At 44.7% G+C, this 19,569-nt stretch carries 15 protein-coding genes; 12 read left to right on the top strand and 3 right to left on the bottom strand.

Annotated features, from left to right (window positions below; translation table 11 throughout):
- Positions 1-36: 36 nt before the first annotated feature.
- A complete protein-coding gene (locus F4V51_RS16035; protein ID WP_153978788.1) occupies positions 37-1,047 on the bottom strand; it encodes a phosphotransferase in 1,011 nt (336 codons plus the stop codon).
- Positions 1,044-2,117, bottom strand: coding sequence for a ribosome small subunit-dependent GTPase A (rsgA, locus tag F4V51_RS16030; protein ID WP_153978787.1), 1,074 nt, complete (start codon positions 2,115-2,117; stop codon positions 1,044-1,046). Before rsgA ends, F4V51_RS16035 begins: the two co-directional genes overlap by 4 nt.
- Positions 2,118-2,575: 458 nt before the next feature.
- Here rsgA and F4V51_RS16025 point away from each other — a divergent pair, with 458 nt between their 5' ends.
- From F4V51_RS16025 to F4V51_RS15985, 9 genes are all read left to right on the top strand, one after another.
- Positions 2,576-3,130, top strand: a complete 555-nt coding sequence (locus F4V51_RS16025; protein ID WP_153978786.1) for a class I SAM-dependent methyltransferase — start codon at positions 2,576-2,578, stop codon at positions 3,128-3,130.
- A gap of 465 nt (positions 3,131-3,595) precedes the next feature.
- Entirely contained in the window at positions 3,596-5,308 is a 1,713-nt protein-coding gene (locus F4V51_RS16020; RefSeq protein WP_153978785.1) for a sensor histidine kinase, read from the top strand.
- A complete protein-coding gene (locus tag F4V51_RS16015) occupies positions 5,305-6,711 on the top strand; it encodes a response regulator (RefSeq protein ID WP_153978784.1) in 1,407 nt (468 codons plus the stop codon). Before F4V51_RS16020 ends, F4V51_RS16015 begins: the two co-directional genes overlap by 4 nt.
- 370 nt (positions 6,712-7,081) lie before the next feature.
- Positions 7,082-8,818 carry an extracellular solute-binding protein gene (locus F4V51_RS16010; protein WP_153978783.1) on the top strand — a complete coding sequence of 579 codons (1,737 nt, stop codon included), beginning with the start codon at positions 7,082-7,084 and terminating at the stop codon, positions 8,816-8,818.
- A 62-nt stretch (positions 8,819-8,880) separates the two neighbouring features.
- Entirely contained in the window at positions 8,881-9,795 is a 915-nt protein-coding gene (locus F4V51_RS16005; protein ID WP_127536959.1) for an ABC transporter permease, read from the top strand.
- 13 nt (positions 9,796-9,808) lie between these two features.
- A complete protein-coding gene (locus tag F4V51_RS16000; protein WP_127536960.1) occupies positions 9,809-10,702 on the top strand; it encodes a carbohydrate ABC transporter permease in 894 nt (297 codons plus the stop codon).
- A 67-nt stretch (positions 10,703-10,769) separates the two neighbouring features.
- Positions 10,770-12,398, top strand: coding sequence for a glycoside hydrolase family 13 protein (locus F4V51_RS15995; RefSeq protein WP_153978782.1), 1,629 nt, complete (start codon positions 10,770-10,772; stop codon positions 12,396-12,398).
- Positions 12,399-12,636: 238 nt separating this feature from the next.
- A complete protein-coding gene (locus F4V51_RS15990) occupies positions 12,637-14,310 on the top strand; it encodes a glycoside hydrolase family 13 protein (protein WP_153978781.1) in 1,674 nt (557 codons plus the stop codon).
- A gap of 305 nt (positions 14,311-14,615) precedes the next feature.
- Positions 14,616-15,503, top strand: a complete 888-nt coding sequence (locus tag F4V51_RS15985; RefSeq protein ID WP_153978780.1) for an aldo/keto reductase — start codon at positions 14,616-14,618, stop codon at positions 15,501-15,503.
- Positions 15,504-15,618: 115 nt separating this feature from the next.
- On the opposite strand, the gene F4V51_RS15980 is transcribed toward F4V51_RS15985, so the two are convergent.
- Positions 15,619-17,379 carry a methyl-accepting chemotaxis protein gene (locus F4V51_RS15980; protein ID WP_153978779.1) on the bottom strand — a complete coding sequence of 587 codons (1,761 nt, stop codon included), beginning with the start codon at positions 17,377-17,379 and terminating at the stop codon, positions 15,619-15,621.
- Positions 17,380-17,718: 339 nt separating this feature from the next.
- On the opposite strand from F4V51_RS15980, the gene F4V51_RS15975 reads away from it, so the two are divergent.
- The 3 genes from F4V51_RS15975 (at position 17,719) to F4V51_RS15965 (ending at position 19,569) form a co-directional block, all read left to right on the top strand.
- On the top strand, positions 17,719-18,120 hold the full coding sequence (locus F4V51_RS15975) for a hypothetical protein (protein ID WP_153978778.1): 402 nt from the start codon (positions 17,719-17,721) through the stop codon (positions 18,118-18,120).
- A 179-nt stretch (positions 18,121-18,299) separates the two neighbouring features.
- Positions 18,300-18,857, top strand: a complete 558-nt coding sequence (locus F4V51_RS15970) for a PadR family transcriptional regulator (RefSeq protein WP_153978777.1) — start codon at positions 18,300-18,302, stop codon at positions 18,855-18,857.
- Positions 18,850-19,569 (top strand): CPBP family intramembrane glutamic endopeptidase, encoded by a 720-nt coding sequence (locus F4V51_RS15965; RefSeq protein ID WP_153978776.1) that lies wholly within the window; start codon positions 18,850-18,852, stop codon positions 19,567-19,569. The genes F4V51_RS15970 and F4V51_RS15965 overlap by 8 nt, the downstream gene beginning before the upstream one ends.

Here is a 19,569-nt window from a genome sequence, read left to right as displayed (position 1 = left end):
CATTCAGGGGTTTCGGAGTTTCTCTGTCAGGACAAATTAAACAGTGATGTTCTTCATTTCATGGATTGTTTGGAGCATTTGAACAAGTTTTATCTTCTCTTCATCATCCTCTGTGTGGAGATAACTCTCCACAAACCTGTATCCAAAGACGAGCAGGATCATTTCATAGACGCAATGGTCTGCAACAGGGGGTGCATCTGCATATTCAGAAAATCCCTGGTAATACGCGGGAACACACCGCTTGTAGTAATCGACCATGGAATGAACATCCGCTTCATCCGCAATCAGACTTGCTAAATCTTCGCCCAAGTAGCCCCAACCCGATGTATCCCAATCAATGAGCGCAATTTTCCCATCAGCATAGATCAAGTTGGTCACCCAGAAGTCCCTATGGCACAGCACAAGGGGGAGTTTTTCGATGCGGTCAAATATTTCGTCTGCGTGCTCATCAATGTCGATCAGCATTTGCCGCACATGCTGCGGGAATGCGCAGTCCTCTGAACGTATATAGTCGTAGACAACCGGCCATGACCGGTAGTGCAGATAGGTGTTTTTCATGAGGTTTGCATGGCTCAGGTTAGTCAGGCTCTGCAGCACAGCAGGTTGTTTGGCATACAGTTTACCTTGAAAGCGTCCCAGTTCCAGCGCGGCCTGTTCATACATGTCACCGGTCAAGTCTAAACCGGATACGCCATCAATATATTCAAGCCATAGATGGAATTCATCTTCTTCGGTATTCATCTCGGCGTAATAACATGTTGGCCAGCGCAAGGCATTGGAGAAGGTTTCACCCAATTCAGATGCATAGAGGTCATATTCCCGGCGCCATGAGCCTGGATCATTGTAACGATTCCATTGCTTCTGAATTTTTAGCACGATGCGGTATGACAATTTTTCGCTCTCGGATGTTTCGGCAACCCCCGTCACCAAGTTTACATTTCCCACTGTACCGCCATGTAGAGGGGTGGTTTGGTAATCGGCCGAGATGATCTCTCTCTCAAATATTCTGTGTAAGACAGCGTTCAGCGTTTCGGATTTGATATTCATATCTTCTTACCCCCGTTTTTTTTCATGTTCTTGCTATACATGGCGAGCGTTTTGCTTCTCGCCCTCTTGTTCATGAGGTAACTCGTTTTATCCTGGACATACCTGTTCTCATGGAGTTGGGCGAGATAATGTTCCCACCGCTCACGAGACAACGAACCGTCGGCAATCGCGGTAAGAACAGCACAACCGGGCTCGGTCTGATGGCGGCAATCCGCGAATCGGCATTGAGGGAACCATGCCTCCACATCGGTAAAACTTGTGCGTAAGCCTTCATCGGCATCAAAAAGACCAAGCTCCCGCATACCCGGGGTGTCGATGACCATACTTCCGGAGGGAAGCATGAACAGCTGACGATGGGTTGTTGTATGCCGCCCCCGGCTGTCGACCTCCCGGATCTCCTGCACCTTCATTACGTTCTGTTCCATTAATGCATTGAGGAGAGACGATTTACCAACGCCAGACATACCGAGAAAGACAATTGTTTTGCCAGGCATGAAATAGGCATTGAGTTCATTCAGTCCCATGGCTGAATGACTGCAGATTGCGTGAACCGGCACACCAGGAATACTTTCTGTGACTTCGGAGAGTGGGATAGTATAATCTGGGGCGAGATCAGCCTTGGTCAGAATGATGACCGGCTGACCGCCGCTCTGCCTGGCTTGTGTCAGGTACCGCATGATGCGGGAAACGTTGAAATCTCCATTCAGCGATGAAAGGATAAACACATAGTCAAAGTTGGTTGCAACGACCTGTTCCAACACGGTTTTGGTATAACCCGTGGCATGACCGGAGTAATCCGCGCGTGAGAATTTGGAGCGGCGGGGCAGTACTGTAGCGATGAGCGAGTCTCCGCTCTCGTTGTAGTGCAGCAAGACAAAATCCCCGACGCATGGAAAGTCCACACGTGTTGCCGCGCCGTGATAAAAGGTTCCTTTAAGAACCGCTGTTACTTCCCCGCGCTCGGTCATGACCGTGAAGCGCTCGCGCCTAAGCTCTGTCACCCTGCCGGGCAATAACCCGCCTTGCACTGCATCTATCTCTGTATATCCATAGGTTTTCAAATCAATCATGTTATTGGGTAGCTCCTTTAATGTTGTTTTTTGGACGCAAAAATGCCACGGACAAGCAGCCTCTTAAGAAGCTGCTGTCGCGCGGCATCAGGACGCAAAAAAGATACGACCTTCATCGTATCTGCAAACAGCAATATTCACGAAAGGTTACTTTGGATGGCATACCAAATAATGCGGGCGTTTTCCCGCTTTTTTCATGTATGCCAACTATTCAGTTTTAAGACGAAACCACCATATAAGTAGCTGCCATTAAAAACATCTCCTTTCGTGTAAGGAACTAGCTTATCACTAAGCTCTTTATAAAATACCCTTTTCTTCCAGAAAAATCAATTGAAAAATACAACTTACCGAAAACGATGCTTCCTCTAATCTTAAGGAACATTAGCGTTTACATTACAGAGAAAGTATATTATAGTTATTAAAGAGTTATTTTATCCGTAATTAAAGGGGAGACCAACATGAATCCAAAATTACAAAAGAAAATTAACAACTTAGAAAATATCGAAAGATTTCCTGCAGAGGAACTATTGGAGCTGCTGCCTATCAAGAAAACCGACAATGTATTGGACCTTGGAGCGGGCACTGGCTATATTTCCATGTCCATTGCTGAACGAGTGAACACCGTATATGCGCTAGACAATGATAAGGATGTTCTTGAATATTTGGAAACCCAAGCGACGGAGAGAGGTATTACGAATATTACATCTGTTGTAGGTGACTTCAGAGAAATTCCGTTAGATAACCAGGTTCTTGATATAGCTATTGCATCCATTTCTTTACACGAAGTTAAGCCTCTTGCAACAGCTTTGAAAGAGGTCAACAGAATATTGAAAGACAGAGGCTTGTTCTTATGTATCGAATTAGAAAAGTCAGAGACTTCTACGGGTCCGAGAGTTTCTTCCAACGATATGGAAATGGAAATGCTTGATGCTGGCTTCACCATTGTTAATAAGATCTACCCGTCGACCCAAATTGCCAACCAATCTGTCTATATAATTCTTGCTCAAAAGTAAAAAGGACACCTGTATTCTGCTGGAAAACAAAGCTTAATATAAATGAACGCGGGGCTTTCGATATCATCGGTAGCCTCGTTAATCTACAGATGAATTTACGCTTGTATTCTGTTGCTCCTGCATGATATGGAAAGATATAACTTATATGAATTCTTCACCTTCATGTAAGAAGGGGTGTGTATTAACTTCCCCTTGTCCTGCCACTGGTTTTGGTGGCGAGAAGTATGAAAGCGTTTGACTTATTCGAATATCGATCTATAATTATGAAGGAAATTGGACGAGGACAAGAACTGACGAAGTGTCCTGATATGTGTCCGCCTGAATGGATCGAAATGCCGACGAGCTTCAAAGTAGGCCTCAGCCTATGGGGATAACGATATTCGGTATAGCTGTATGTATACTCACAGCAAGCTTCCATAACCAGGAGGCTTGCTGTTTTTATTTTCAGAAGGAGACTAGGTCAGAATGACACTTAAAAAAAGGATCTTTTTATTGTTCTTCCTCAGTGCGTTTATCCCTTTTATCAGCATATTTGCGATTTCCTACTATACCATTGACTCCATTTTCGCAAATAAAATCGATGACGGCATCCGCAGCAATTTACAGCAGGTGACATCCTCACTGGAGAATTCAATCACCAATCTGAATCACGTTACACAGCAATTGTCCTACCGTGGAACCATTGGCAAAAAGCTGGATCAATTCCTGAAGCCTTCCTCGGATATCTTCCTATTGATGGAGGCGAGAGACGAGTTAAAAAGTGAGTTAAGTGTGGTCACGTTTACCAATCCGAACATTGGTTTGACCTTGTATTACTTCCAAAAGGATGGAACTACACAGTTTGGCAACTTCCCGATTAAGGATCACTTTTCTCCGGAGTCACTGCCTGTGCTCTTCCAGACCTATGGCATTAAATATTATGGACCGCATATCAGCATGAACCGGTTCGATGACCAACTCGTTCTGTCTGCTCTGCGAAGAGTACAACTGCCCGAAAGGGACGACGTGTACATTTACGTAGAGTCTGGCTTTCGTCTCACACAGGATAACCTGGGATACAGTCAGTACAACGGGGCTCTGTCTCATCTGATCCTGGATGGTGAAGGCAACATTGTGTACAGTGAGATACCGGAAGCGATGAAGGTCGGGGAGAATTTCTCCAGCTTGACAGCCGATCCTGCCAAGGACGGGATATCCCGGGGGTATCACTGGTTCAAGGAGGATTCATCACAGAAATGGAGCGTCGTTTCAGTTATTTCGCAGGCTCAATATCAGCAGGAGAAAAACCAGTGGTTACTTCAAATATTGCTGGTCGCATTATTTTTCCTTGGCTTTACCGTATTTCTAGCTTGGCTCCTGTGGAAGATGGTGTACAAACCACTTGGTTTGTTCCATTCGGAAATCAACGGGATGTCCAAAAACCCACAAACGACGGGGAACCGAGCTCGCACCCAAATACCCGAATTTGATTTTCTACTCGGTGAATTTTCGAACATGCAGCATCAAATTGGTGATCTCTTCAAGGAAGTGCAGCAGAAAGAAAAAATTCGTGCAGACCTGGAAGTGGAAAAGCTGCTCTATCAGATTAACCCGCACTTTCTGATGAATACACTGGATACGGTACACTGGCTGGCCGTCATGAACGGACAAGGGGAGATCGACAAGCTGGTACAGTCATTGAACAAGCTGCTTTATTACAACTTGGGCAAATTAGGGCAAGTATCCACGATGGAAGAGGAGATTGATGCATTAAGACAGTATCTGATTTTGCAGCAAATTCGGTATGATTTTGAATTCGACGTCCGTATTACTGCTGACGAACAAGTGCTTCAAATTCCTGTGCCTCGTTTTATTCTGCAACCGCTGGTTGAAAATTCACTCTATCATGGATTGAGTGACGAAGGCTTTATTCAAATTGAAGTCACATGTAATACAACATTGAACATTATGATACAGGATAATGGTGCAGGCATGAGCGAGGAAACCATTCATAAACTGCTGAACAACCGTGTAGCTGAACAACAAAAAGTAGGAATGGGCATTGGACTCAATTACGTTCACCGCATGTTGAAATCACAATATGGGGACCAAGCACAATTGGTCATCGAGAGTGAATTAGGAACGGGGACAAGCATACTGCTCATACTGCCCATTAAAGGAGAAGATATCTCAGCATGATTAAGGTATTGATTGTGGATGACGATAAGCTGGTACGCAAAGGCATTAGCTCGGCGATGCCATGGAACGAATTCAATATGGAGGTTGTAGGAGAAGCAAGTAACGGAGCGAAAGCATTGGATTTCCTGAAATCCCAACCGGTCGATCTCATGTTAACGGACCTTGCAATGCCGGTCATGTCAGGTATTGAACTGATGCGAGCCACAAAACAGCTCTATCCGGAGCTTCATATTGTCGTGTTAACCTTGCATCAGGATTTCGATTATATCCAGGAAGCGCTGAGGTTGGGCGCCATTGATTATATAGCCAAGGTCCAGCTGGAGAAAGAGCAATTCGAACATGTTCTGCACCGGATCCATACTCGTATTACGGGGTTGACGAGTTCTATCCGCAAGATGCCTTCTACCAATGAAATCAATGTCCATTACCCGAATGTGTATGCACTCGTTTCCCAAGATCGCAAATCCGAACAGAAGTGGCCAGTGGAGCTGACCACCGATGGAGATGTGATCCGGTGGGAGGTTGAACGGAATAGCTGGATGTGGGCAGCTTCCTATGACGAGCAGGACCCGCTGTTTCTTCAGCTGAAAGCATCCATGAATCAAGTTCCTCATAGTACGTTATTGGTGTTGTCCGATGTACAAGAGAGAACATGGTCTCAAATCAAAAACTGGATTATGAATTATACAGAGGCATCTCTATTCTATGCGTACAACCCCGAACACCGAGTCATTGCCGTTTCGATGAACGAGGAAGAGACATTTTTAAAAGAACCGCAGGATGAGGACATAGACCGGATTAAGCAAAGTTGGTTCCAAACCCCATGGACTCATCATGACACATACTACGACCAACTCATTGAACAGTTTACCTCATTACGATTAAACAAGGGCCAGTTAATGGGGTTACTATACTCCCTCGTTATGGAATGGAATCACCTTTTTGCCCAAACAACGCTTGGAAGGATCTCGATGATTCATGGTTTCGATTCCTGGTACGAGGTTGAGAGATGGATTAAACAGACTGCTGTAGTTATTCGTAAGGCCGACGAACAGACTTCGTATTCCCAGGAAATCATCCATGCCGTGAAAAAAGCAGTGATGATCATGCAGGATGACTTGGAGCAGGCGTATACCGCTTCAGGTCTTTCCCAACAACTCAACATCAGCCGAAGTTATTTCAGTCAATGCTTCAAAGATCTGATGGGGAAAACCTTTAATGAGTATTCCAGGTTCATCCGGGTAGAGAAGTCGAAGGAGTATTTACTCAATACAAACAACACCATTTTCTGGATTGCCGAGCGAGTGGGATATACGGATGAAAAATATTTCAGCCGGATTTTCCGTGAAACGACTGGCCTTCTGCCAAGCGAATATCGGCAGCAAGGCAGAGGAGTCAAATAGCAGATGTGTTCCTATTGAACAAACATCCATCATAAGGAAAGTGACCGTCTCCATGATGATCGTTGGAGGCCGCTATGGAAGTGGTCCAAGAGACATTTATCGATTTGGATAAATTGAAGGCCGACAGTTTCCGGTTTGAGGAGCTGTCGGTCTTTGTTTTCAAGTGGAAATAAGGATAGATAGATGAATGTAAGTCAGCAGGTAGGATAAATGTTTACGATCTAACCAATGCTCCGAGTTCGCGGTCGAAAACTGTAATCATTTCTCTATCCAAACGAACGTGCAATCCCTATCTCAGTGGATCTACACTCTATTTTATAATGAAAGCGTAAACAAAAAATGATAAACAGAATAAGGGGAATCGAATTAGATGAGAACAAAATGGTCCATGAAAAGCAAACCGCTCACGAAACGTCTGGCCGTGCTGTCGATGTCTGCGCTGATGGTTACAGCTCTCGCGGCATGTGGAGGCGCATCCACTCCTCCTACTGCAGAGGAAGCAGGCAAATATGAGGTAACTCCGGGGGATCCGTTCAGTGCCTACAAAGACGAAATCACCGTAACCATGGGACGTGTGACTACAGCCAATCCGAAACTGCCGGCTGGAGATACCTACGAGAACAACGCATATACGCGACTGGTTAAAGATACATTTAACGCTCAAATCACAGATCAATTTGAAGCCAATGGTGAAGATTACAGCCGTCAGGTATCGCTCGCCATAGCCTCTGGGGAATTGCCTGACATGATGCGTGTCGACTCCAAAGACGAACTGAAAGAACTGGTGGACAATGACCTGATTGAGGATCTGACAACCATTTACGATCAATACGCCACAGATAACATCAAGCAGATTTACGATTCCTATGATGGGCGTGCCTTAGATAATGCGACGATTGATGGTCGTTTGATGGGTCTTCCGGCGACGTCCCTGGATTCCGCACCAACGATGGTTTGGGTACGTCAAGATTGGCTGGATCTGCTGGGGATCCAACTCGATCCAGACGGAGATGGCGCCATCTCGCTCGAAGAAGTAGAGAAGACAGCACAGGAATTCCTGAAAAGAGATCCTGGTCAAACCGGTAATCCGGTCGGTATCCCTTTTGTCAACACACTGAATACCACAGATTACAATGCCTCTGCCTATACCATGCTGGGTGTTGCCTCAACCCAGGGGGCGTTCCCGCAATATTGGATGAATGGGGAAGACGGCAAAATTGTGTATGGTTCCACGACAGAAGAGACCAAGCAAATGCTGGGAATCATGGCGGACTGGTTCAAGAACGGCATCATTGATCCGCAATTCGGAACTCGGACGTTTGATGACATTACTGCACTCTATACCAATGGCCAGAGCGGTATCGCTTTTGGACCGTGGCATATCCCGGACTGGGGATTGATCAGCGTGAAGCAGATGGATAAAAATGCGAAGTTTTCGGCGTATACGTTGGAAGATGCAGACGGCAATGTGAACGTGGCACATGCTAATCCATCCAATCAGTTTATCGTGGTAAGAAAAGGGTATGAGCACCCTGAACTGGCAGTGAAGATTGTAAACCTGTTCTACGACAAACTGGCAAATGATAAAGATGTGGCAACAACCATGCCGGAAGCTGCCAAGTATCAGGAGACTGGGGTAGACGGTTCTACGAGACCGTTTAACATTGAAGTCAATTCCGCTACATCGCTGCTGGATGATTACTCTGATGTCGTTCGTGGAATTAAAGGGGAAATTGGTCTGGATGAGGTTCGCACAACCGAGTCGAAGAACAATATCGGAAGCATTAAAACGTATTTGAGCGACATGGATACGGATGACGTAACTGCTTGGTCCAAATACCATTCACGGATTAACGGCGTTGGACTGATCGACAAGCTGACACAGGAGAATAAATTCGTTTGGATGACTCCTGCTTTCTCTGGAACGACCTCAAGCATGAAACAAACGTGGGCCAATCTGACGAAGCTCGAGCAGGAATCGTTCATCAAAATTGTAACGGGTTCCGAACCGCTGGATTACTTCGATACATTCGTCAGCAACTGGAAGAAACAAGGCGGTGATCAAGTCATTCAGGAAATCGAAGACGAGATCGCATCGAAACAATAGACATCCATGAACAGTAGCAGGGCTGCGATATGCAGCCTTTCTTTCAGGAAAGGGGTTCATCCATGAAACAGGGGAAATTAAAAGCAAGAGGACGGCTCGGCACAGGTGCCATGTACCATATGATGATGCTGCCGGGTATTTTGTTTTTGCTTGTATTCAGCTATATACCAATGGTCGGTGTCATTACGGCTTTTCAGGACTATGTACCAGCCAAGGGCATGTTCGGCTCTGAATTTGTCGGGCTGAAGCATTTTATTTATATGTTCAAACTCCCGGATATCGCTCAGGTCATCAGCAATACGCTAGTCATTGCCATTGCCAAGATTCTGCTCGGAACATTGATGGCGATCATATTTTCCGTATTGTTGAATGAAATCCGTGTTAAATACGTTAAAAAATCCGTGCAGACGATCGTTTATCTGCCGCACTTTCTATCCTGGGTTGTACTCGCATCCGTCGTGGTCAACATGTTCAGTTTGGATGGAATCGTGAACCAAATGCTCGCGTTCTTTGGCCTGGATCATATCAATTTCCTGGGCAGCAACACGTGGTTCCAGCCACTGATTATAGGAACAGACGTCTGGAAGGAATTTGGTTATAGTTCCATCGTTTATTTGGCTGCTATTACGTCGATTGATCCCGGTCTATATGAAGCGGCAGGAATGGATGGAGCCAGTTGGTGGAGAAAAGTATGGCATATTACGCTGCCGGGTATGCTGCCTATTATTCTGCTCATGGGTGTAATGAGCCTGACCAACATTTTGAGTGCCGGCTTTGATCAAATCTATAACCTCTATAACCCGGTAGTGTATGAAACGGGCGATATTCTGGATACTTACGTGTACCGCATTGGTCTCGTTGGACGACAGTACAGCTTCGGTACGGCTGTGGGATTGTTCAAATCCGTGATCGGTATCGTGCTGCTCTTGTCTGCGAATCAACTCGCCAAAAAATATACTGACAGAAAAATTTTCTAAGGAGGCAACGTCCGTGTCCTATTCTGCAAACGTTAAAGAACGAATTGGCCGGTTTGTCATCTATGCCATCGTAATCATGCTGGCATTGGCTTGCCTTCTGCCATTATGGAATATTGTTGCCATTTCATTCAGCAGCAGCGAGGCTGTATCGGCGAATGCCGTAGGTCTCGTTCCGGTCAATTTTACGACAGCCGCGTATTCAAAAATTATTGATGATGCCCAGTTCTGGCGCTCTTTCGGCATATCTGTTCTGCGCGTTGCGCTGGCCCTTGTGCTTAACATGATTCTGATTATTTTGATGGCTTATCCGCTATCCAAGTCGAAAAGGGAATTCAAAGGCAGAAACATCTATATGAACATCATGATTTTTGCCATGTTGTTCAGTGGAGGCATGATTCCGAGTTACCTGCTGATCAAAAACCTGGATATGCTCAATACGATATGGGCACTTGTTCTGCCAGGCGCTGTTCCGATATTCAGTGTCATCCTTGTGATGAACTTCTTCTCTGCAGTTCCTAAAGCACTGGAAGAAGCGGCGTTTATCGATGGGGCGAATCCGCTTCAAGTTTTGTTCAAAGTGTATGTTCCGGTGTCCATACCTGCGCTGGCGACCGTTGCCTTATTCAGTATCGTGGGTACGTGGAACGACTTCTTCAGCGGTTTGATCTATATGACCAAGGTCAGCAACTATCCGCTTATGACCTATATTCAGTCCCTTAATGTAAATATTGCCGATTTGCTGCAAGCCGGTACGAATTCCAGCGAGCTCAGCAACCTGACTGAGATTTCGAATAAAAACCTGAATGCGGCTAAAATCGTAGTCGCGGTCATTCCGCTGCTGTTGATTTATCCGCTGCTGCAAAAATACTTTGTAACAGGCATTGTTGTTGGATCAGTCAAAGAATAATGAGAGGTTATAACACACCTTACCGGAGAGGCACATCAATCTGGAGAAGGTAGAAAGGTTGTATGACATGGAGAATAAAAAATGGTGGAAAGAAACCGTTGTATATCAAATCTATCCCCGGAGTTTTCAAGATAGTAACGGAGACGGAATCGGCGACTTGAAGGGTATTGTGTCAAGGCTTGATTATTTGCAAGAACTCGGCATTGGTGCGATCTGGTTGTCACCTGTTTGCAAGTCACCTCAAGATGACTTTGGGTATGACATTTCCGATTATCAGGATATCGATCCAATGTTCGGGTCTCTGGATGATATGGAATCGTTAATTCATGAAGCGGGCAAACGAGATATTCGGATCATTATGGATCTGGTATTGAACCACACATCAGATGAACATCCATGGTTTCAAGAAGCCAAAAAAGGCAAAGACAATCCGTACCATGACTACTACGTCTGGAGAGATGGTGTGGAAGGAACGCCTCCGAACGATTTAGGATCCACATTTGGTGGCTCAGCCTGGGAATGGGTTCCTGAAATTGGGCAATATTATTTGCATCTCTTTTCCGTAAAACAGCCAGATCTGAACTGGGAAAACCCCAAAGTCCGGCAAGAGATTTACGATATGATCAATTGGTGGATCGACAAGGGCGTCGGCGGGTTTAGACTTGATGTAATCGACTTAATCGGTAAAGAGCCGGATGCGAAGATTACGGGGAATGGGCCCAATCTGCATAAATATATCAGGGAACTTAGCAAGGAAACGTTTCAAAAAGCAGAAAATCTGCTAACGGTTGGAGAAACGTGGGGCGCTACTCCTGAGATAGCCAAACTGTACAGCAACCCGGACGGCAGCGAGTTTTCAATGGTGTTCCAGTTTGAACACATCGGCTTGGATGAACAAGAAGGCAAAGGAAAGTGGGATCTCAAGCCTTTGGATGTGCTGGAATTGAAAAAAGTGCTGTCCAAATGGCAGACAGAGCTCAAAGGCGATGCCTGGAACAGCTTGTTCTGGAACAACCACGACTTGCCTCGAATCGTCTCCCGTTGGGGAAATGACGGAAAATACAGAATTGAATCGGCTAAAATGCTGGCTACCCTTCTTCATGGCATGCAAGGCACACCTTATATTTATCAGGGAGAAGAACTAGGCATGACGAATGTTCAATATGCGATTGAAGACTATCGGGATATTGAATTGCTCAATCTCTATAAAGAAAGAATGGGGAAAGGATATCCTGAAAGCAGCGTGATGGAGTCGATCTTCGCCAAGGGACGCGATAACGCGCGAACACCGATGCAGTGGGATTCTTCCGATAACGCTGGGTTTACAAGTGGCGAACCATGGATCAAGGTGAATCCGAACTATACCGATATCCATGCCCAGGACAATTTGAATAACCCTGAATCCATATTTCATCACTATCGGAAGTTAATCCAATTAAGAAAAGATCATGAAGTGATTGTGTATGGAGATTATGAGCTGGTTTTCCCGGATGATCCAGAGGTGTTTGCTTATACCCGAACGCTGAACGGAACAAAAGTCCTTGTTGTATGTAATTTTAAAGGAAATATGGTCGAGCTCCCACTTCAGGAACACTTGGCAGAGACGAATCAGCTGTTGATATCGAATTATGCAGGTGAACTGCCTCTGAACGAACTGCGTCCATATGAAGCGAGAATGTACCTTATGCATGCGTAAAGAATAATACTATAAATAAAGTCTATATAAACTGCTTAAAAGACACACGTTAACGGAGAGGCAGAACCAATCTGGAGAAGCGAAGCGTTCACATTTATCACCGGATTTTCCCCTTAGAGAAGGGGATTCAAAAAATCTGGGGATAACGGCGATCGGAAGATGGTACTGCGCTCGTAGTGCCCTTGTGTGATCGATTGGTGCAGTTTATATCGTGGTTGAGAAAGAAGGATTACATCAAATGAAAAGAGTATGGTGGAAAGAAGCAGTAGCGTATCAAATCTATCCTAGAAGCTTTATGGATTCCAATGGGGATGGGATTGGCGACATCAAGGGAATCATTTCAAAACTGGATTATATTCAAGACCTCGGTATTGATCTGATATGGATCTGCCCGATGTATAAGTCACCTAACGACGATAATGGTTATGATATCAGTGATTACTGTTCCATTATGGATGAATTCGGCACGATGGCTGAATTTGATCAATTATTAAAAGAAGTACATCACCGTGGCATGAAACTCATCATGGACTTGGTGATCAATCATACCAGTGACGAACATCCGTGGTTTATCGAATCGAGATCTTCGCAGGATAGTCCGAAACGGGACTGGTACATCTGGAGAGATGGGAAGAATGGCGAAGAACCGAATAACTGGGAAAGCATCTTCGGTGGTTCTGCTTGGGAATATGATGAAGTCTCCGGACAGTACTACCTTCATCTGTTCTCCAAAAAACAACCGGATTTGAATTGGGCAAACGAAAACGTACGGAAATCCATATATGAAATGATGAACTGGTGGCTGGATAAAGGTATTGATGGTTTCCGTGTCGATGCAATCAGCCATATCCACAAAGAAGAGGGCCTGCTGGATATGCCAGTCAAAGAAGGCTTTAAATACATCTCTTCTTTTGAGAAGCACATGAATGTCAAAGGAATTCAGCGTTACTTGCAGGAAATGAAAGAAGAAACGTTATCCAAATATGACGTGGTCACCGTTGGGGAAGCCAATGGGGTAAAAGTAGAGGACCAGGAAGATCTGTACGATTGGATCTGTGAAGTCAGAGGCAAATTTAATATGGTCTTCCAATTCGAACACCTTGACTTGTGGAAAAACAGCACTGACCGGCAGCTCGATGTTCCCAAACTGAAAACCGTCTTGACCAAATGGCAAAAATCGCTGGAAGGCATCGGTTGGAATGCACTGTTTATTGAAAATCACGATCAGCCACGTAAAGTTTCATCCTGGGGAAATGATGCGGAGTATTGGTATGAAAGTTCAACAGCTCTTGGAGCCATGTACTTTTTCATGCAGGGCACTCCGTTCATATACCAAGGACAAGAAATAGGTATGACGAATGTGGCTTATCCTTCCATAGAGGACTATAACGACGTAGCTGACCGGAATCTATATCAGATTAAACGTGAAGAAGGGATGTCGCATGAGGAAATCATGAACATCATCTGGGCATCGAGTCGCGATAACTCCAGAACGCCGATGCAGTGGTCTTCTGCAGAACAAGCAGGCTTTACCAATGGTACGCCGTGGCTTAAGGTGAATGATAATTACGTTCATATTAATGTAGAGAAACAGCTGCAGGACCCGCGTTCCATCCTTCACTTTTATAAACGAATGATTCAGCTGCGAAAAGAACACGACACGCTGACATATGGTATCTATGAGCTGCTTATGCCGGAACATCCTAGTGTATTTGCTTATACACGTACTCTGGCAGAAGAGCAGGTGCTGGTCGTAGTCAATCTCTCTGATCAAGCTGTAGAACTTAAGGAAGAAGAGCGTAGCCTTAACTTCTCCGAGATCTGGCTGACCAACTATGAGGATAGCAAGCTGCCAAGGGTGCTGCGGCCGTATGAAACGATCGTTGGTTTAAGCAATAAAGAATTAGTCTGATGTTCCTACAGGTATCCAATGAAGCAAACAGAGACTTCACTCTCTAATTTCTGACATCAAGGCAAGTGAACCCCTTAGATAAGTTATTGGAATAAGCGCCGTTTATCCAATGAATTTCTAAGGGGTTTTATTTATTATCCCTTCAATCTATCCATTGGAGAGGGTTCTTCCTGCATATACAAACAAACATACTTCAGATTGATAATTTGTTAATTATCCTTTATTATGAAAGCGTTATCGGAAATTGAATTCCTATTGTACCATTCGGTCACTTGACCAACATATTAAACCTCGAGGTGAGTAGAGTGAAGTACAGAAGATTGGGCAAGACCGAGCTGGATGTATCCGTCGTAGGTGTGGGCACCTGGCAGTTTGGCGGGGACTGGGGTAAAGACTATACCCAGAAAGAAGTCGATGATATTCTTTACCGTGCCAAAGAACTTGGTATAAATTTGATTGATACAGCAGAATGTTACGGACCTCACCATATGTCGGAAAATTTTATCGGCGATTTTATATCCCGTGACCGGCGTGAGGATTGGGTGATCGCATCGAAGTTTGGTCATCAGTGGCATGATCACTGGACCAATGCCTGGAGCGTGGAACAGATCCGTGTTCAATTGGAAGAATCCCTGAAAGCCCTAAGAACAGATTATATCGATCTGTATCAGTTCCATTCCGGATCAGATGAGGTGTTTGATAACGACGAGCTGTGGACCATGCTGGACAAGCAGGTACAGGCCGGTAAAATTCGAAATCTTGGTATCTCCATTGGCAGCAACGATAATCTGCATCAGACGAGCAAGGCTAGCGAGTTAAACGCGAAGGCCATACAGGTCGTATATAACCGTTTGGACCAGAAGCCCGAGGAGAGGGTATTCCCGTCATGTCAGGAGCAGGACCTTGGTGTGCTCGCAAGAGTCCCACTGGCCAGCGGCTATCTGAGTGGCAAGTACAAGCCAGGCGCAGTGTTCAATGACAATGTCAGAAAGGGACGCGAGCGTCAAGAGATCGATGAGAAACTGCAGCTGGTCACTGAAATCCAGAAGAACGAAGTCCCTGAAGGTGTCGACATGGCCTCGTGGGCTCTTGCCTGGTGTCTGAAGCATCCAGCCGTTAGCTGCGTCATTCCAGGATGCAAAAGTCCGGAGCAGGTTGAAGCGAACGCCCGGGCAGCAGATCTGGAATTATAAGCGAGCTTGATCAATGTAGTTTGCTGAGAGTTATGCACTCGCGGTTTAAAACGGAGAAAGCAGCCGACCAAAGTAGAAGGGGTCGGCTGCTTTTTTTGATCTAGAAGAATTAAAATTAATACTTAAATTGAATCGTCAAACGCTCTAACTTTTGAGACATATCGGACAAGGTTGTGGCTAGGCTCGTAATTTGTTCCATTGAAGCCAGTTGTTCTTCTGACGAAGCAGCTATGTTTTGGGAGTTGTCAGCAGCTTGAAGTGCAAGATTGGAGACTTGCTCTTGACCCGCTGTGATTTCCTGGACGCTTGCCGTGATCTGCTGTGTAACGCTGGCAAGTTCCTCTGTTTGCTGGGCGATAAAGTTGGTAGACCCTACGATTTTGTTAAACTGTTGTTCCGTCTCATTAGCAATCTGTAAGCCGGAGTCGACGTCCTGTTTAACTCGGTTCAACGTTTGGAGCGATTGTTCGATATCTGTACGCATATCTTGAATCAGCGTCGAAATCTGGCCAGATGACTGGTTCGATTGTTCAGCAAGTTTTCGCACCTCAGCAGCAACGACCGAGAAACCGCGGCCTTCTTCGCCTGCGCGGGCTGCTTCAATTGAGGCATTCAGAGCAAGAAGATTCGTCTGCTTCGCAATATCCGTAATGGCATGCAGCATGGTACCGATCTGCTGGCTGCGTTCATCCAGCATTCTCATGACGTCATCCGTTTCATTAACCGACTTGTTGATCAGCTTCATTTGCTTCGCCGTATGTTCTACGGCTGTACCCCCTATGTTCGCGAGTTCCATCGCATCAACAGAAGAATTGGCAATGGTTGATGAGCTTTCCGCTATTCGCTGAATCCCGATCGATATTTCCTCGAGTGAGTTGGTTGTCCGTTGAAGCATCATTTGCTGCTCTTGTGCACCTGCTGCAGATTCTTGGATCGAGATGGTGATATTCTCCGTTGCCTGACTGGTGTGCTCCGCACCAAGAGTCAACTCTTTGGAAGATGAGGCTACCTGTTTGGTAGAGAGATCAACTTGACTAATAAGTGTTCTCATGTTTTTGATCATATGGTTAAAGTCCTGAGAAAGCTCACCAATCTCATCCTTGGATTTCATCTTAACTTCTTCAACAGTTAGGTCCCCGTCCGCAACGGATTTCAATCGCTTAGCGACCATAAGGATCGGCTTCGTTAGACGTCCTGAGATGATGCTAACGATAATGGAACCTAGAACAACCGCCACTGCCATAATGATAAGAACAAGATACAGAACTTGTGTGGCACCACTGTTAAACTCACTTAAGTAGGCACCGGAACCGATGATCCATCCCCAATGCGGGTCCATTTCAACATATGAAACTTTCGTTTCTACCTCACCTGTACCAGGTAGAGCCCACTTGTAGGTGACAAATCCGCCTCCGGCTGTACCAACACTAACGAGCTCTTTCCCCAAATATACGCCGTCTTCTGTAACGACATCTGTCAAATCCTGACCTTCATTTGAAGGGTTCATTACGGAACGCGCATCCTTGCCAACAGCCCATGGATATCCTGTTTCCCCTACAGTATATTCACTTTTTACAGGCCGTTTATTATCTGCATTCTTTTCACCGAGCAGTTCTACGCGGAGCTTTTCCTGCGCTTGCTCCAATGTTAAACTTCCGTTTTCTACCTGCTCGTTGAGGAGATTAATCATACCAATGACCATTCGTACACTATTTTCAAGTGCGGCCTTGCCGGATTCATTCATTTCATTTTTTGAAACGGTATAAGAACTGAACCCTATTACGATTGTGGGCACGATAAGTATAACCAGGCACAAAGAGACTAACTTAGCCCTTAACGTTCTCATTTTTAGAATGGATCCTATCTTTGTTTTCACTTCAGTTCCCCCTAAGTATGTCAATCTACAGATATAATTCAGAACCTGATAGTTAAAATTTGAATTAAATCCGTACCTAATATATCGAAAAAAGAGGGGGCAAAATGAAGTCTTTGAGCGATGGAAATCTGTGTAAACGAACTCGTCCATTGTGCTCAACACTGGGCACAAAAAGAATTGGTAAAACCAGAAGTGGCAATTGCATAGAAATGGATTCTTCACAAAGTAGAGAACTGAATATGTCCCATCTACGGTGTTTAATAAAACAAAGGTAAACAAACACTTGTTGTTGTATAATGATGGTAAAATATACAGTTGATATGATAGGAGCGAGGGATTTTGCACAGAAAGATTAAGATTAACCTTTTTTACTTAGCTGCTGGGATTTATCTGGGCATCGCCGTTGCGGCTTTTGTTCCATGGATTGAGATTGGTTTGAAAATAACAGCATATTCAAGCATTATCGCACTATTAATAACGATCTATGATTCTTCTAAAGTCAGCTTTAAAATTAACTCAAAACAAGGGGATTTGCGTAAGGAAAGAATACATTATGTATTTATGTTAGCTATGAAAGTGTTAATGATAGTATCACCATTCGTTCTTTTGTTCTGGATCAATTCTGAGGATGATGAAGAAGTAATAGCCAAGATAAGTAATTACGTAACGTTTGCTGCTATTGGAATTGTGTTTTTTACAAGAGGCATGGAATTAAAAGGGTTAAGCAGCACTCAAAAATGATTATAGGCATATTGCATTATTATAGCTCGAAAGGGGTGTTACCTTATGGTAATGACTCCTTTTTTTTGCATTGGAGAACAGAATTAAAGATAGCTAGAAATGAATTGTAATCTTTATCTTAATGGAGTAATATGCTAATTGTATATATCTCAAAGATACATTGTGAACGGGGAGGGCATATGAAAAGAATCAATACCACCCACTTTGCGATTCTAGGCTTGCTTCGGTTGAAGCCCATGAGCGCCTATGAGCTGGTTAAGTTTTCTAAGGAGAGCATCGGCCTTTTCTGGAACGAATCGTATGGACATATTCATAAGAGTATCAAACAATTGCAGTTAGAAGGCTCAGTTTCGGTGGTGGAAGAAGCAGAGACGGGGAGACGTAAAATTGTCTACGGCATTACAGAGCAAGGATGTGACCAGCTTGATACCTGGCTGGCTCTGCCACCTGAAGAACCCGTAATGAGAAACGAACTGCTGATGAAGCTTTTTGTTTCCGATGAACGTCATATCCCGCAACTCATCACTTTTCTCGAAGAGGAATTAACAGCTAACGAGCAGCTCATCAAGATGTTGGCAGGAATTAAAGCGAGTGTTCCTAAAGGGGAAAGCAAGCAAGCCCAGCTCTGGTTGTTAACCCTGGACTATGGGGAGAGATATCTTCGAATGACCACGGAATGGTGCCAGCATGCAATAGAGACGTTAAGTCATCCAAACGGGGGAGAATATAATGAATAAAAAACGCTTCGCCTTCATTCCCATTCTTTTGATCACAATCGTGGTGGTTGTTTGTGCACCTCTCCTGTTATGGTTTAGAAGCAGTCCGCTTCTTCCATTAAAGATCTTCGACAGCGATGTATACAACCTGGAGATTAGTTATCAGATTACGGTTTTGTTATTAGCTGTGACTGTGATTGGCATTGTATACGGGTTGGCAGGTAAGGGGGGGCTTAGGTATTTAAATCTGAAAAAGCGAGATGGAAAAATTCGGCCCGAACCGTGGATCGGCATTAAGCCGAAAGAAACAGAGACATGGAAACACTTAGGTCTAAACTTTGCGGTCATCATTACGTTGGTAACCGCTATCGTAATCTACTTCCAAGTGGTGCACGGGGAAACCGTGAGACTGGAGCTGTATCCCGGTGTTATCCTCATCCTTGTGTTTGCACTAATGAATGCTTTTTCTGAAGAAATCATCTTTCGGTTTTCATTTGTTGCTGTTGTAGGCAAATATGGTTTGTCCCCGTATGTAGCTCAAGGACTGGCGGCTGCAATCTTTGGCGCCGTTCATTATTTTGGACATCCAGGCGGGATAGCGGGTGTAATCATGGCAGCGTTTATCGGATGGTTTTTAGCCAAATCAATGTTAGAGACGAAAGGTTTCTTCTGGGCGCTGACGATTCATTTCTTGCAGGATGTTCTTATTTTCAGTGCCTTATTTATGAAATAG

This window comes from Paenibacillus xylanilyticus, from assembly GCF_009664365.1.
Lineage (GTDB): Bacteria > Bacillota > Bacilli > Paenibacillales > Paenibacillaceae > Paenibacillus > Paenibacillus xylanilyticus_A.
The sequence above is the reverse complement of the archived record's forward strand: the minus strand, read 5'-3'. Positions and strand labels throughout refer to the sequence as shown.